This window comes from Pseudomonas putida (assembly GCF_025905425.1).
GTDB lineage: Bacteria > Pseudomonadota > Gammaproteobacteria > Pseudomonadales > Pseudomonadaceae > Aquipseudomonas > Aquipseudomonas putida_AF.
Genome location: NZ_CP109603.1, coordinates 4,765,467 through 4,780,633 on the forward strand (window position 1 = coordinate 4,765,467; position 15,167 = coordinate 4,780,633).

General features: G+C 63.4%; 12 protein-coding genes. 2 read left to right on the plus strand and 10 right to left on the minus strand.

Going from position 1 to position 15,167, the window contains the following annotated elements; all coding sequences use genetic code 11:
* The first annotated feature begins 371 nt into the window (after positions 1 to 371).
* The gene (gene estP / locus OGV19_RS21555) at positions 372 to 2,261 is read left to right on the plus strand and encodes an esterase EstP (protein ID WP_264310544.1); all 1,890 of its coding nucleotides are present in this window, start codon (positions 372 to 374) and stop codon (positions 2,259 to 2,261) included.
* Between the two features lie 63 nt (positions 2,262 to 2,324).
* Here the strand turns inward: estP and trpE are convergent, their stop codons facing one another.
* From trpE to OGV19_RS21600, 9 genes are all read right to left on the minus strand, one after another.
* Positions 2,325 to 3,806: an anthranilate synthase component I gene (gene trpE, locus OGV19_RS21560; RefSeq protein WP_264310545.1), complete on the minus strand. Its 1,482-nt coding sequence runs from the start codon at positions 3,804 to 3,806 to the stop codon at positions 2,325 to 2,327.
* 70 nt (positions 3,807 to 3,876) lie between these two features.
* Complete coding sequence (locus OGV19_RS21565) at positions 3,877 to 4,695, minus strand: phosphoglycolate phosphatase (protein ID WP_264310546.1); 819 nt, start codon at positions 4,693 to 4,695, stop codon at positions 3,877 to 3,879.
* Positions 4,692 to 5,366: a ribulose-phosphate 3-epimerase gene (rpe, locus tag OGV19_RS21570; protein WP_264310547.1), complete on the minus strand. Its 675-nt coding sequence runs from the start codon at positions 5,364 to 5,366 to the stop codon at positions 4,692 to 4,694. Before rpe ends, OGV19_RS21565 begins: the two co-directional genes overlap by 4 nt.
* Positions 5,367 to 5,584: 218 nt before the next feature.
* Positions 5,585 to 6,412: an ABC transporter permease gene (locus tag OGV19_RS21575; RefSeq protein WP_264310548.1), complete on the minus strand. Its 828-nt coding sequence runs from the start codon at positions 6,410 to 6,412 to the stop codon at positions 5,585 to 5,587.
* Positions 6,413 to 6,423: 11 nt separating this feature from the next.
* Positions 6,424 to 7,671, minus strand: coding sequence for an ABC transporter permease (locus OGV19_RS21580; protein ID WP_264310549.1), 1,248 nt, complete (start codon positions 7,669 to 7,671; stop codon positions 6,424 to 6,426).
* 66 nt (positions 7,672 to 7,737) lie between these two features.
* Positions 7,738 to 8,772, minus strand: a complete 1,035-nt coding sequence (locus OGV19_RS21585) for an ABC transporter substrate-binding protein (RefSeq protein WP_264310550.1) — start codon at positions 8,770 to 8,772, stop codon at positions 7,738 to 7,740.
* A 40-nt stretch (positions 8,773 to 8,812) separates the two neighbouring features.
* Positions 8,813 to 9,937, minus strand: a complete 1,125-nt coding sequence (locus OGV19_RS21590; protein ID WP_264310551.1) for an ABC transporter ATP-binding protein — start codon at positions 9,935 to 9,937, stop codon at positions 8,813 to 8,815.
* 305 nt (positions 9,938 to 10,242) lie between these two features.
* The gene (locus OGV19_RS21595; protein ID WP_264313985.1) at positions 10,243 to 10,875 is read right to left on the minus strand and encodes a response regulator; all 633 of its coding nucleotides are present in this window, start codon (positions 10,873 to 10,875) and stop codon (positions 10,243 to 10,245) included.
* Between the two features lie 7 nt (positions 10,876 to 10,882).
* Complete coding sequence (locus OGV19_RS21600; RefSeq protein ID WP_264310552.1) at positions 10,883 to 13,270, minus strand: PAS domain-containing sensor histidine kinase; 2,388 nt, start codon at positions 13,268 to 13,270, stop codon at positions 10,883 to 10,885.
* Positions 13,271 to 13,365: 95 nt separating this feature from the next.
* Between OGV19_RS21600 and OGV19_RS21605 the strand changes: the two genes are divergently transcribed.
* Positions 13,366 to 14,364: an alpha/beta hydrolase family protein gene (locus tag OGV19_RS21605; RefSeq protein WP_264310553.1), complete on the plus strand. Its 999-nt coding sequence runs from the start codon at positions 13,366 to 13,368 to the stop codon at positions 14,362 to 14,364.
* A 38-nt stretch (positions 14,365 to 14,402) separates the two neighbouring features.
* Here OGV19_RS21605 and OGV19_RS21610 read toward each other — a convergent pair whose 3' ends face one another.
* Positions 14,403 to 15,167 (minus strand): TerB family tellurite resistance protein, encoded by a 765-nt coding sequence (locus tag OGV19_RS21610; protein WP_264310554.1) that lies wholly within the window; start codon positions 15,165 to 15,167, stop codon positions 14,403 to 14,405.

A 15,167-nucleotide genomic window follows, 5' to 3' on the forward strand; every position in this document is an offset into this window, starting at 1 on the left:
GGCTAAACCTCTTGAATCTACTGACTTCAGAATACGAACCTTCCTACACCGCCCGCAGCGCGGCATTGCCACTAAGGGCATTCGAAAACGGATAAGAAGGCAAACAGAAACGGGCCGGGCTGGCCGGCAGGAGATAAAGTCAGGCGCGCCAACGCCAACGGGCGTGGGCCTTGATTACGCGCATCAAGAGTTTGCTGACGATCAACACAGGATAGGTCTCGCTCATACGTCCCGGCACAGTAGCCTACCGGGGCGATGGGCGCAATATGCCTGTAAACACGGGGAAACGAATGGACTTGGGAGACAAGCCCCGCGATTTGCTATGGTCGATCGGGTAGTCCTCATAAAAACAATGAAAAGGATGTTCTCTGATGCGAAAAGCTCCATTGTTGCGCTTTACCCTCGCCACATTGGCCCTGGCCTGCAGCCAGGCGTTCGCTGCACCTTCCCCCTATTCGAGCTTGATCGTATTTGGCGACAGCCTGAGTGATGCCGGCCAATTTCCCGACCTGACCGGCGGTACGGCAGGCCAGCGCTTCACCAACCGTGATGCCGACGGCAACTTCGCGCCGGTTTCGCCGATGATTCTTGGCGGTCGGCTGGGCATCGTGCAGGACGAACTCAACCCGTCCACATCGGTCGGCATTCGGCCTGATGGCAACAACTGGGCAGTGGGCGGCTACACGACGCAGCAGATTCTCGATTCGATCACCGAATCGTCGAAAGTGATCGTCCCTCCCAATGGACCTGTACCAGGCTTTGTCTTCCGTGAACGCCCCGGCTACCTGGCCAATGGTCTGCGCGCCGACCCCAACGCCCTCTACTACCTTACCGGTGGCGGTAACGACTTCCTCCAGGGCCTGGTGAACAGCCCCGCCGACGCCGCCGCTGCCGGAGGCCGCCTGGCCGCCAGCGCCCAGGCCCTGCAACAAGGCGGCGCGCGCTACATCATGGTCTGGTTGCTGCCCGACCTGGGCCAGACGCCCAACTTCAGCGGCACCCCGCAACAAAACCCGCTGTCACTGCTGTCCGGCGCCTTCAACCAGTCACTGCTCAATCAGCTCGGGCAGATCGACGCCGAGATCATCCCGCTGAACATTCCGGTATTGCTGGGCGAGGCCTTGGCCAGCCCGACCCAATTCGGCCTGGCCAGCGGCCAGAACCTGGTCGGCACCTGCTACAGCGGTCAAGGCTGTGTCGCAAACCCGGTATACGGTATCAACGGCACCACACCCGACCCCACCAAGCTGCTGTTCAACGACTCGGTGCACCCGACCATTGCCGGCCAGCAACTGATTGCCGACTACGCCTACTCGATCATCTCCGCGCCGTGGGAGCTGTCCCTGTTGCCGGAAATGGCCCACGCCAGCCTACGCGCTCACCAGGACGAGTTGCGCAACCAGTGGCAAACACCCTGGCAAGCGGTTGGGCAATGGCAGGCCTTCGTCGCCACCGGCGCCCAGGACCTGGACTTTGACGGCCAACGCAGTGCGGCCAGCGGCGATGGTCGTGGCTACAACCTTACCCTGGGTGGCAGCTACCGATTGAACGATGCCTGGCGCATGGGCCTGGCGGGTGGTGTGTACCGGCAGAAACTGGAGGCCGGTGAACAGGACTCGGACTACAAGCTCGACAGTTACCTGGCCACGGCTTTCGCCCAGTACCGCCAGGACCGCTGGTGGGCGGATGCCGCACTGACGGCAGGCCATCTGGACTACAGCGACCTCAAGCGCACCTTCGCCCTCGGCGTGAATGACCGCAGCGAAAAAGGCGATACCGACGGCGAGGCGTGGGCGGTAACAGGCCGGCTGGGTTACAACCTGGCCGCCGAGAGCAGCCCATGGCAACTGGCGCCGTTCATCAGTGCCGACTACGCCCGGGTAAAAGTCGATGGTTATGACGAGAAGAGCGGGCGCTCGACCGCGCTGGGCTTCGATGACCAGGAACGTACCTCGCGGCGGCTGGGTATCGGGCTTTTAGGCAGTGTGCAGGTGGCGACAGGGACGCGGCTGTTTGCCGAGGTTGCCCAGGAGCACGAGTTCGAGGATGACCAACAGGATGTGACCTTGCACCTGACGACGTTGGCCGCGCACGATTTCACCCTGACCGGGTATACGCCGCACAGCGACCTGACCCGGGCCAGCCTGGGTTTGAGCCACGAGTTGATGGCGGGGGTACATGTGCGGGGGAACTACAACTGGCGCAAGAGTGATGAGTTGACGCAGCAGGGGGTGAGCTTGGCGGTCAGCGTGGGCTTCTGAACTGTTATGGGGCCCTGTGGGAGCGGCGGCACGGCGCTCCCACAATGACCACTGTTCGTTGCCCTATTTGGCAGTCGTCTGCTCAGCCAACGCCACCGCACGGAACATCGCGCGGCGCTTGTTGATGGTTTCTTCCCACTCCAGCGCCGGCACCGAGTCGGCCACGATACCGCCGCCTGCCTGTACATGCAGCTCGCCGTCCTTGATCACCGCAGTACGAATGGCAATCGCGGTATCCATGTTGCCGTTCCAGGCAAAGTAACCCACAGCACCACCGTAAACGCCACGTTTGACTGGCTCCAGCTCGTCGATGATTTCCATGGCGCGGATCTTCGGCGCACCCGACAGGGTCCCGGCCGGCAGAATCGCGCGCAAGGCGTCCATGGCGGTCAGGCCTTCGCGCAGGTGCCCAGTGACGTTGGACACGATGTGCATCACGTTGGAGTAACGCTCGATCACCATCTTCTCGGTCAGGCGCACGCTACCCGTCGAGGACACCCGGCCCACGTCGTTGCGGCCCAGGTCGATCAGCATCAAGTGCTCGGCGATCTCTTTCTCGTCAGACAGCAGGTCGTCTTCCAGCGCACGGTCCGCTTCTTCCGTCGCACCACGCGGACGGGTGCCGGCAATCGGGCGCACAGTGACCAGGTTGTCCTCGACGCGCACCAGCACTTCAGGCGAACTGCCAACCACGTGGAAGTCGCCAAAATTGAAGAAGTACATGTACGGCGTCGGGTTGAAACAGCGCAAAGCACGGTACAGGTCGATGGGCGCAGACTTGAAGTCGATCGACATGCGCTGGGACGGCACCACCTGCATGCAGTCACCCGCCAGGATGTACTCCTTGATGCGGCCAACCGCGTTTTCGTAATCCTCGCGGGTATAGCTGGAGCGGAATTCCGGCTCGGCAGCCAGCGGGCCGCTCAGGTCCAGGCCACGGCGCGGGGTGATCGGCTGGCGCAGTGTTTCCAGCAGCCCTGCCAGGCGGGCCTTGCCTTGTTCGAAGGCGTGCTCCTGGGCCGGGTCGACCAGTACGATGGCGTGCATCTTGCCCGCCAGGTTGTCGAACACCACCACGGCGTCCGACACCATCAGCAGGATATCTGGCACGCCCAGCGGATCCGGGTTCGGGCTCGCGCCCAGGCGCTTCTCCACATACCGCACGCAGTCATAGCCGAAGTAGCCGACCAAGCCGCCATTGAAACGTGGCAGGCCAGGAATATCGGCGACCTTATAACGGTCCTTGAACGACTCGACGAAGGCCAGCGGGTCTTCGACGTCGTGGCTTTCAACCTCGACGCCATCCTGCAAGATACTCACGTGGTAGCCATGCACGCGCATCACCGTACGCGATGGCAGGCCGATCATCGAGTAACGCCCCCACTTCTCGCCGCCCTGTACCGACTCGAGCAAATAGGAGTTGGGCTGGTCGGCCAGTTTCAGGTAGATCGACAATGGCGTGTCGAAGTCGGCCAGGGTTTCACAGGCCAGGGGGATGCGGTTGTAGCCGGCAGCGGCCAGGCGCAGGAATTCTTCGCGGGTCATGAGTAGCCTCGTGGCAAGCAGCAGTAAGGTCAGGCAAACGGACGGGCCGGCAGGTGCCGGCAAGCAGAAGTCAGGCGCGCCAACGCCAACGGGCCAGGGCCTTGATGACTTTCATCCAGAATTTGCCAGTAACCGCCACGGTGGACTCTCTGTCTTGTGAGGCTTGAAGGTCCGCCAACGTTATCCCAGTGGCCGGGTCTGCGCAACCGGGCAGCAGCGCACGCAGGTCGTCGATCACCAGGTTCGGCGATTCGTCGTTGATCGGCCGGCCGTGGTTGTAGCCATAGGTCAGGCCCACGCACTGCACACCGGCGGCCTTGGCTGCCAGCACATCGCTGCGCGAATCACCTACGAACAGCGACTGCTGCGGCGTGACGCCGGCCATTTGCATGACGAATAGCAGCGCCGCTGGGTCAGGTTTCTTTTGAGGCAGGGTGTCTCCGCCGATGATCCAGCGGAAATAGCGGCCGATCTTCATCTGGTCCAGCAGCGGGGCAACGAAGCGCTCTGGCTTGTTGGTGATCAGCGCCATCTCCACGCCTTGCTTGCGCAGCCAGCGCAGGGTGTCTTGCACGCCGGGGTAGACCACGGTCAGTTCATGGCTTTCGGCATAGGCCTCCATGAACAGCGTAAGCGCCTGCTCGGCAAGCGCATCGTCCACCGAGGCGTGCTCGATACCCCCAGCCAGCGCCCGACGCACCAGCACCTGGGCACCGTTGCCAACCCAGTGGCGCACGGCGTCCAGGCCTGCTGGCGGGCGCCCAAGTTCGAGCAGCATGCGGTCCACGGCGGCGGCCAGGTCTGGCACGGAGTCGATCAGGGTACCGTCCAGATCGAACATCACCAGCTTGGGCAGCGTCCCCGGGAACAGCTGCTCGAAGCCGCTCATGGGCGGGCCTGGGCCAGCTCGGCGCGCATTTTGGCGATGACTTCCTGGTAGTCCGGCGCATTGAAGATGGCCGAACCGGCGACGAAGGTGTCGGCACCTGCGGCGGCGATCTCGCGGATATTGTTGACGTTGACGCCACCGTCGATTTCCAGGCGGATATCACGGCCGCTGGCATCGATCAGCGCGCGCGCCTCACGCAGCTTGTCGAGGGTGCCGGGGATGAACTTCTGCCCGCCAAAGCCTGGGTTGACGCTCATCAGCAGGACCATGTCGACCTTGTCCATCACGTACTTGAGGGCATCCAGGCTGGTCGCCGGGTTGAACACCAGGCCGGCCTTGCAACCACCGTCGCGGATCAGCTGCAACGAACGGTCAACGTGCTGGCTGGCCTCGGGGTGGAAGGTGATGTAGGTGGCGCCGGCCTCGATGAAGTCGCCGATGATACGGTCAACCGGGCTGACCATCAGGTGCACATCGATCGGGGCGGTCACGCCGTACTTGCGCAAGGCCGTGCAGACCATCGGGCCGATGGTCAGGTTGGGTACGTAGTGGTTGTCCATCACATCGAAGTGAACGATGTCGGCACCAGCGGCCAGCACCTTGTCGACGTCCTCGCCCAGGCGGGCGAAATCGGCGGAGAGAATGGAGGGGGCAATAGCGTAGGGCTGCATGGCGCACCTGTAGGGCAGAATCACGGTGGCGCGCATTGTAACTCAGGCGAACGGATAGAGGCTGATTGGTATCAATCCGTGTCGACCCGCTGTTTCGACCTGTACCGGCCTTTTCGCGGGCAAGCCCGCTCCCACCGGTTCAGCACAGCATTCGAAACCTGCGCTGTACTTGTGGGAGCGGGCTTGCCCCGCGAAGAGGCCGGCACTGGCAACCTCAATCAAGCGGGCTGCTGAGTTCTCAGCTTCTCGCTACGCCCACGCAACCACTCCAGGGTCAGCAGCAGCACCACCGAAAATGCGATCAGCAAGGTCGCTGCCGCCGCAATCGTCGGGCTCAGGTTCTCGCGGATACCGCTGAACATCTGCCGAGGCAGCGTCGCCTGCTCAGGCCCGGCGAGGAACAGCGTTACGACCACTTCATCGAACGAGGTGGCAAAGGCAAACAGCGCCCCCGATATCACCCCCGGCGCGATCAACGGCAGGGTCACCCGGCGGAACGCCAGCAGTGGCGAGGCGCCCAGGCTGGCGGCCGCACGCACCAGGTTGTAATTGAAGCCCTGCAAAGTCGCCGACACGGTGATGATGACGAACGGCACACCCAGCACCGCATGCACCAGAATCAGCGAGGTGAAACTGTTGCCCAACCCTAGCGGCGCAAAGAACAGGTAACTGGCAACGCCAATGATCACCACCGGCACGACCATCGGCGAAATGACCAGCGCCATCACCAGCGACTTGCCCGGGAAATCGCCACGGGTCAGGCCAATCGCCGCCAACGTACCGAAGACCATGGCCAATACCGTGGCCGCCGGGGCGACGATGATGCTGTTCTTCAGTGCCCGCATCCACTCGGCAGAGCCGAAGAAGTCCTGGTACCACTGCAGCGAAAAGCCCTGCAGCGGATACACCAGGAAACTGCCGCTGTTGAAGGACAACGGCACGATGACCAACACCGGCAAGATCAAGAACAGCAGGATCAAGCCGCAAAGAATGCGCAGGCTGTAGAACCAGACCCGCTCCACGGGTGACATGTAAGGGCTCAGCATGACAAGGCTCCTCAGCTCAGGCGCAGGCGGCTGGCGCCGACCAGCCAGCTATAGATCAAGTACAACAGCACGGTCGCCAGCAGCAACAGCCCACCCAGCGCAGTCGCCATGCCCCAGTTGATGCTGGTGTTGGTATAGAAGGCCACGAAGTAACTGACCATCTGGTCGTTCGGGCTGCCCAGCAGTGCCGGGGTGATGTAGTAGCCGATGGCCAGGATGAACACCAGCAAGCACCCGGCGCCTACACCGGCGTAGGTCTGCGGGAAGTACACCCGCCAAAAGCTGGCGAACGGATGGCAACCCAACGAAATCGCCGCACGCATGTAGCTGGGCGAAATGCCCTTCATCACGCTGTACAGCGGCAGGATCATGAACGGCAGCAAAATATGGACCATGGAGATGTACACACCGGTGCGGTTGAATACCAGCTCCAGCGGTTCATCGATGATGCCCATGGCCATCAACGCACTGTTGATCAGGCCACCCGACTGCAGCAGCACGATCCACGCCGCCACCCGCACCAGGATCGAGGTCCAGAACGGCAGCAACACCAGAATCATCAACAGGTTGCTCTGCCGCGCCGGCAGATTGGCCAACAGGTACGCCAGCGGGTAGGCCAGCACCAGGCAGATGGCGGTAATCACCACACCCATCCACAGGGTGCGGGCGAAAATATCCAGGTAAATGGCCTGGTCGGGCGTGGCCTTGGCCAGCTCGCCGAGGTCATCGATACGGTGGTCGAGCGACGCCAGCAGGTAGAACGAGGTGACTGTGCTGGTATTGCGGCGGATCGCCTGCCAGTAGGCGGGGTCGCCCCAACGCTCATCGAGGGTCTGCAATGCTTCTTTATAAGAGGCCGGTTCAGCCTTGAACGGCAGCGCCCGGGCGGTCTTGGTCAACAGGCTGCGGTAGCCCGCCAGTTCCATGTTCAGGCGCTTGGAGAGGTCGCCCAAGGTCTGGTTCTTGCGCGACTCGGCCAGGTCCTGGCTCAGTGCCTTGTACACCGCTTCGCCCGGTAAGCTTTTGCCGTCCCACTGGGACACCGCTTCGACAGTGCGCGGCAAGCCGGCGACCACTTCCGGGTTGCCGACGCTCTTGTACAACAGCGCGGCGATCGGCACCAGAAACACCAGCAGAAGGAACAGCGCCAGCGGCGCGATCAACGCCTGCGCCTTCCAGCGGTTGACCCGCTCGGCGTGCTTGAGGCGCTGCTTGAGACTTGGACCTGCGCCTTCGTTGAGGGGCACTGCAATGGCCATGGCGAACTCCGCAAAACAGGAAAACGGGAAGCGCCAGTGCAAACCCTGGCGCTCCGACGAGGCGCTTTACTTCTTCGCCGCCCAGGCGTTGAAGCGTTGCTCCAGCTGCTCGCTGTTGTCGGCCCAGAAGGCCACGTCGATCTGCACCTGGTTGGCGATGTTCTCAGGCGTGGTCGGCATGTCCTTTTTCACCTCGTCCGTCAGCAGGCTGACGGCCTTGGTGTTGGCCGGGCCGTAGGCGATGTTTTCGGAGTAGGTTTTCTGCTGCTCGGGCTTGACGCTGTAGGCGATGAATTTCTTCGCCTCTTCGGCGTTCTTGGCGCCTTTTGGAATCGCCCAGGCATCGAAGTCGTAGATGCCGCCGTTCCACACCACCTTGAGGTTGCTCTCTTTCTGCACGGCGGCGATCCGGCCGTTGTAGGCCGAGCTCATGACCACGTCCCCCGAGGCCAGGAACTGCGGCGGCTGTGCGCCGGCTTCCCACCACTGAATGCTGGGCTTGAGTTCGTCGAGCTTCTTGAAGGCACGGTCCTGACCTTCTTTGGTGGCCAGCACCTTGTAGACGTCCTTGGGCGCGACGCCATCGGCCATCAAGGCGAATTCCAGGGTGTACTTGGCGCCTTTGCGCAGGCCACGCTTGCCAGGGAACTGCTTGGTGTCCCAGAAGTCGGCCCAACTGGTAGGCGCCGTCTTGAGTTTGTCGGCGTTGTAGGCCATTACCGTGGACCAGACGAAGAAGCCCACGCCGCAGGGCTGAATGGCGCCGGGTACGTAGTCGGCTTCATCCCCGAACAACGCCGGGTCGAGCTCTTCGAACATGCCCTCGTCGCAACCACGAGACAGCTCGGGCGACTCGACTTCCACCAGGTTCCAGGACACGCTCTTGGTGTCGACCATGGCTTTGACCTTGGCCATTTCACCGTTGTACTCACCGGCGACGATCTTGCCGTTACCTGCCTTTTCCCAGGGTTCGTAGAACGCCTTGGTCTGGGCAGCCTTGTTGGCGCCGCCAAAAGAGATCACGGTCAGGTCGGCCGCCAGGGCCTGGCCAGCGGCGAACAGCCCCAGGGCCAGGGCGGTCAGTTTCAACTGCTTGCGCATTATTATTCTCTCCACAGTACAGGGTTGGTGAAGCAATCCATCAATGGGCTTCGGCAATCGGATCGAGCGCGCGGGCGTGCTCCACCTCCCAGCCCAGCGGTACCACATCGCCCACGGCCAGGGCCGGGTCGAGCTCGGCGATCGGCTGCTTCACGAAGAAGTCGGCCTTGCCACACACTTCCAGGCGCACCCGTACGTGGTCGCCCAGGTAAATGAACTCGGCCACACGGCCGGAGAAGCGGTTGACGCAGCTTTCACTGTGGCCGTTGAGGCGCACACGCTCCGGGCGGATCGACAAGGTCACCGGCTCACCGGCCTGGCCGACATTCACGGCCAGTGCTTCGACCCGCTCGCCCCGCGCCAGCTGCACCTGGCAACGATGGCCATCACTGGCCAACAGGGTGCCGTTGATGCGGTTGTTCTCGCCGATGAAGTTGGCGACGAAGGTGTTGCACGGTTTCTCATAAAGGGTGCGGGGGTCGGCGATCTGCTGGATTTCGCCCTGGTGGAACACAGCCACCCGGTCGGACATGGTCAGCGCCTCGCCCTGATCGTGGGTCACGTAGACCACGGTCACGCCCAGGCGCTGGTGGATGTGCTTGATCTCCATCTGCATGTGTTCACGCAGTTGCTTGTCGAGCGCGCCCAACGGTTCGTCCATCAGCACCAGCTGCGGCTCGAACACCAAGGCACGCGCCAGGGCCACCCGCTGCTGCTGGCCGCCAGACAGCTGGCCGGGGTAGCGTTTGGCGAAGGCATTGAGCTGAACCATGTTGAGCACACGCTTTACCCGCTCGCTGATGTCGGTCTTGCTCAAATTGCGCACGCTCAGCGGGAAGGCGAGGTTTTCGGCCACGGTCATGTGTGGGAACAGCGCGTAGTTCTGGAACACCATGCCGATGTCGCGCTTGTGCGGCGGCACGTTGTTGATCGAGCGCCCGGCCAGCTGGATTTCACCTGCGGTGGGGGTTTCGAAACCGGCCAGCATCATCAGGCTGGTGGTCTTGCCCGAGCCGGACGGGCCAAGCAAGGTGAGGAACTCGCCCTTGCGGATGTCCAGGTTGAGGTCTTTGACGATCAGCGACTCGCCGTCGTAGCTCTTCTGCACACCGCGGAAGCTGACCAGCGTTTCGCTGGTTGCAGCGTTCGAATTCGCCTCGCTCATGCCTGCACCTTCTTGTTGGATGACTGCGTAGGCAAAGACTAGACAAGACGCAAGCGCCCGAAAATCGGGGGTGCTGAGAGAATGCCATCATCCAGATGGAAGATTCGTTGTAGGGATCGCCCTACAACAATGGCGGAATTGGAATAGACCCCAGGCACACCACTTCACCTTGTGGGAGCGGGCTTGCCCCGCGAATGCGCCACCCTAGGCAATGAGGTTGAGCTTGCCGGCCCTTTCGCGGGACAAGCCCGCTCCCACAGTACTCGCTCATTGCCAGCCGTCAGGCCATGTCGCAACCAGAACACTCAGACCAGCTTGTGCTCCATGGCGTACTTCACCAGCTCGGCCAGCGAGTTGACCTTGAGCTTCTGCATCAGCCGCGCTTTGTGGGTACTGATGGTCTTGCTGGACAGCGCCAGTTGCTGGGCGATGTCGTTGACGTTGGCGCCCTGGGCCAGGCGCTCGAACACCGAGAACTCACGCTCCGAGAGCAAGGTATGCAACGGCCGCGATTCGGTCAGGCCGACCTCGAAGACCATGCGGTCGGCCAGGGCCGGGTCGATGTAGCGCCCTCCCCCCGCAACCCGGCGAATGGCGGTCAACAGCAAGGCGGGGTCACTGTCCTTGGTGGCATAACCGGCGGCGCCCGCCTTCAGCGCCCGCGCCGCCATCTGCGCTTCGTCGTGCATCGACAGCATCAGGATCGCAGGCGCGTCGCTCAGGGCGCGGATCCGCGGGATCGCCTCCAGGCCGTTGACGCCAGGCATCGAGATATCCAGCAACACCACCTCACAGGGACTATGCCGCAAGGCGTCCAGCAACTGCTCGCCATTACCGGCCTCACCCACCACTTGCATGTCCTTGGCCAGGCCAATCAATTGCTTGATGCCTTCACGGACAATGGTGTGGTCTTCCGCCACCAGCACTCGAATCACGATCGCTCTCCTACTCTAACGGAATGGCCACGCTCAGGCTGGTGCCCTCGCCCGGTTCACTGTCCAGCATCATGCTGCCACCGAGCATCAGCACCCGTTCGCGCACACCTACCAGGCCGAACGACGTGGGCCTGGTCTGGTCGCGGCAAAAACCGGTGCCGTCGTCGCTGACGGTCATTCGAAGTTGCCCCTCTTCACGCACCAGCTCGATCTCCACGCTGTGCGCCTGGGCGTGGCGCATGACGTTGGTCAGCGCCTCCTGAAGGATACGAAACAGCCCGGTAGCCTTGGCATCACTCAATGCTGGCAGATTATCCGGTACCTGCACCAGGCAGGGGATCTGTGTACGCGCCTCGAAACGCCGCGCCTGCCATTCGATGGCCGAGGCGATGCCAGCGTCGAGAATGGGCGGGCGCAGTGCCGTGGCCACGTCACGCACTAGCTGGAACAGCTGCGCGATCAGGCGTTTCATGCTCGACAAGCGCTCGTTCAGCCCTGGGTCCAACTCGGCAAAGGCCAGCTCGCACATCGACAGTTCGAGCTTGAGCACGGTCAGCATCTGCCCCAGTTCGTCGTGCACCTCACGGGCGATGCGCGCCTTTTCTTCTTCGCGCACGCTCTCCAGGTGCGCCGACAACTCGCGCAGTTGCTCCTGGGAACGCGCCAGCGCCAGCTCTGCACGCTTGCCTTGGGTGATGTCCCAGACAATACCGTCCCACACCACCCGGCCATCGACCAGGCGCCGGGTACTGGCTTTGATGTCGGCCCAACGCTGTTCACCCTGGCGCGTGAGGATACGCCCTTGCCACGACCAGTCCTGGTTGCTGGCCAGGGCCAGGTCCTGCACCCGGTGATAGTCGCTGCGGTCCTCGGGGTGAACCAGATTGCGCAGGCCCATGTGCGGGTGCTGGATCTCGGCGGGTGCGTAGCCAACCAACGCCTCGCTGCCCTCGCTGATGTAAGGGAACTCCAGGTCGCCCTCGGCAGGGTCACGCTCCAGCCGGAACACCAGCCCCGGCACGTTGCCGGCGATCCCTTTGAGCCGCGCTTCACTTTCGCGCAGCGCTGCCAGCGCGCGGTGGCGCTCGGTGACATCGGCGATGTACACCACCAGGTACTCAGCGTCCCGAAAGCGCAGAAAACTCAACGACAGCTCCACCGGCAACAAGCTGTGGTCGGCTCGCTGACAATGGGTTTCGAATTGCCCTACGCCGCCTTCCCCCGCCCGCGCGCCCCGCCACAGCTCCAGCCAACGGTCCATGTTCAGGTTCGGCTCGAAGTCGATCAGCGGGCGCTCCAGCAACTCGCCTTCGCCATAGCCAAGCATGCGCTCTGCGGCATGGTTGGCATAACGCACATGGCTGTCCCAGTTGACCCACAAAATACCCACGGTGCTCTGGTCGATGGCGAACTGGCTCAGCCGCAGCGCCTCTTCACGCACCTGGCGTTCGACCAGGCTCTCACGCGTTGCCAGCAGGCTACGTTCCAGCTGGCGCTGTTGCCGGCGTTGCCAAATCAGCGTGGCCAGCGCGCACAGCAACAACATGCCGAACAGCAAGGCGAGGTTCTGCCAGAAGCCGGCCGATTCGCTCAAGCGCGGATACTTGGGCTGCAGCCAGCGCTGGTGAAGCTGCTCCAGCACCTTGGCCGGCATGGCTTGCAAACCGCGTTCGAGCACGTCGGCCAGCAGCGGCCAGTCACGCCGCGAGCCCACCCGCAGCAACTGCGGCAGGCCGATATCGCCAACCACCGCCAGCTCGCCGAACTCGCTCTCACGCGACAGGCGGCTGAGCTGGGCTTCATCGAGCACCGCGTAGCTGGCCTGGCCACCCACAATCAATTGCAGCCCCTCGCGCTCGTTGGGCACCCCCTGCACGTTGAGGTTGCCGTAATTGCTGCGCAGGTAATCCGCCAACGGGCTGGGCATGCGTACCGCGACGCGCTGATCAGGTTCGAGTTTTTCCAGCTCCACCGCCATCGCGCCCGTGCGTGGGCCAACCACCAGCTGCGGCACGCGCATGTACGGGTCGCTGAACAGCCATAGCCGCAGGCTCGTCGGGGTCTGGGTAAGGCCGGGGGCAAAATCGATTTCGCCTGCCTGCAACGCGTGTTCGAGGCTGGCCTGGTCGGCAAAGTTGCGCCAGGTCAGGTCCAGCCCCAGCGCCTGGGCCAGCCAGTTCACCAGCTCGACATTAGCCCCGTAGAGTTGCTGCAGACGCCGGTCGAACTGCGCATAGGGTGCCTGCAACACCACGCCAACCCGCAGGCTGCGGTGCGCCTCCAGCCACTGCTGCTGGGCGGGGTCAAGGGCCACGGTCGGCGCTACCTCAGGCCTTGCCAACGCGATCAAGGGCAGCCACAAGCAGCCGATAACCAACAGGCGACGCATTCGCTTCATCTACACGCTCGTCTTGGCAAGGGCGGCCATGCAGCATGGCCGTCACGGGCAAATACTATTAGGCTGCCGGTATTATTCTGGCCTTGGGTTGACGCATGTCCACACTTTATCGCACGACGCTGGCAATGTGCTGCCTAGCCTCGATCCTTCCGTTCGGCGCCCTGGCCGCCGACGCCGAAACACCACCCACCACCGCCGAAGCGCCACCCGTCGAGGTTACCCGGCCTCCCCTGCTGGAGCGCAGCCAGGAAGACGCCCAGGCCCTGGAACGCCTGGTGCCCAAGGCCGAGCAGCAAACCCTGCAGGCGGGTGCCGAAAGCTTCCTGGCACTGTGGAAACCGGCCAACAGCGACGACCCGCAAGGCGCGGTGATCATTGTTCCCGGTGCAGGTGAAACGGCCGACTGGCCGAACGCGGTCGGCCCGTTGCGGCGCAAGTTCCCCGATGTGGGCTGGCACAGCCTGAGCGTCAGCCTGCCCGACCTGCTTGCCGACAGCCCGCAGGCGCGGGTCGAAGCCAAGCCCACTGAGGCGCCCGCCAAAGACAAGGGCGAAAGTGCACCGGCCAAGGACACACCAGCCGATGCCAACGCCAACGTCGCCCAGGCGACCGCCGCCGACGCCGATGCCGCCGAAAGCACCGACGCCGAGCAGGCCAGCGAACAGAACGACCCGGCCGACGCCGAACGCATCTTTGCCCGCCTCGACGCTGCGCTCGCTTACGCGCAACAACAGGATTCGCGCAGCATCGTGCTGATCGGCCATGGCAGCGGCGCATACTGGGCGGCGCGCTACCTGAGCGAGAAACAACCCGCGCAGGTGCAAAAGCTGGTGATGGTCGCCGCGCAGACGCCAGCACGGGTGGAGCACGACCTGGAAAGCCTGGCGCCGACCCTCAAGGTGCCAACCGCCGACCTCTATTACGCCACCCGCACGGGCGACCGCCGTGCTGCAGAACTGCGCCTGCAGGCCAGCAAGCGGCAGAAGGACAGCCAGTATCGGCAGTTGTCGCTGATTGCCATGCCCGGTAACAAGGCGGCCGAGCAGGAACAATTGTTCCGCCGAGTGCGAGGCTGGATGAACCCGCAGCATTGATCTGAGGTCGCCGGGGCCGCATCGCGCCCCGTTTTTTTCTACAACCCCCGGCGCTTGCGAATCAGCGCATACGCCTGATGCAGCTCACGGGTCCGCTCAGTTGCTTCGCGCACCTGAGCCTCCGTAGCAGCGCTGCCCGCCAGTTTGTCCGGGTGATGCCGGCTGACCAGGCGGCGATAGGCCTGCTTGACCTTATCGCCCTCGGTATCGGCCTCGACGGCCAACAGCCGCAAGGCCGCCGCATACGTCATGGTGCCACCGTCCAGCCCTGTCTTGCGCGGCTCGTACTCCAGCGACAAGGCTTGCACCTGCCGCCTGCTCAAACCCAGCTTTTGCCCCCAGTCCAACAGCAATTCGCGCTCTTTGGCGCCGACCTTGCCGTCGGCCCAGACCATACGCCAACACGCGCGCAAGGTGCCTTCCGCAGCGTGCGGCTGCTGGCGGATCCGGCGCAGATGGCCGGCCAGCCGGTCCTTGCCGGCCTTGCCGCGGTTGAACGCTGCAATTGCTCGTAGCCGGGCCGCATCGGCCAGGTCCAGGCGTACCATCTCCTGGCGTGCCTGCTGGATATGCTGCTCGGCAACCCGCCCATCGCACTTGGCCAGCCTGCCGAGCAGCACGAACAGCAACTCCTCGTCGCGCAAGGCCGGGCGCCCGCCCAGACGCTCGCGCATGTCCTCCCAGCCGCGCACCCGCAGGCGCCGGTCCATGGCCTGCCCCAGCAACGCACCGAGCAGGGCACCCGGGATGCTGGCGACGGCAAAACCGGCGCCGGCACCAATCACCGTGCTTGGCCACCACAT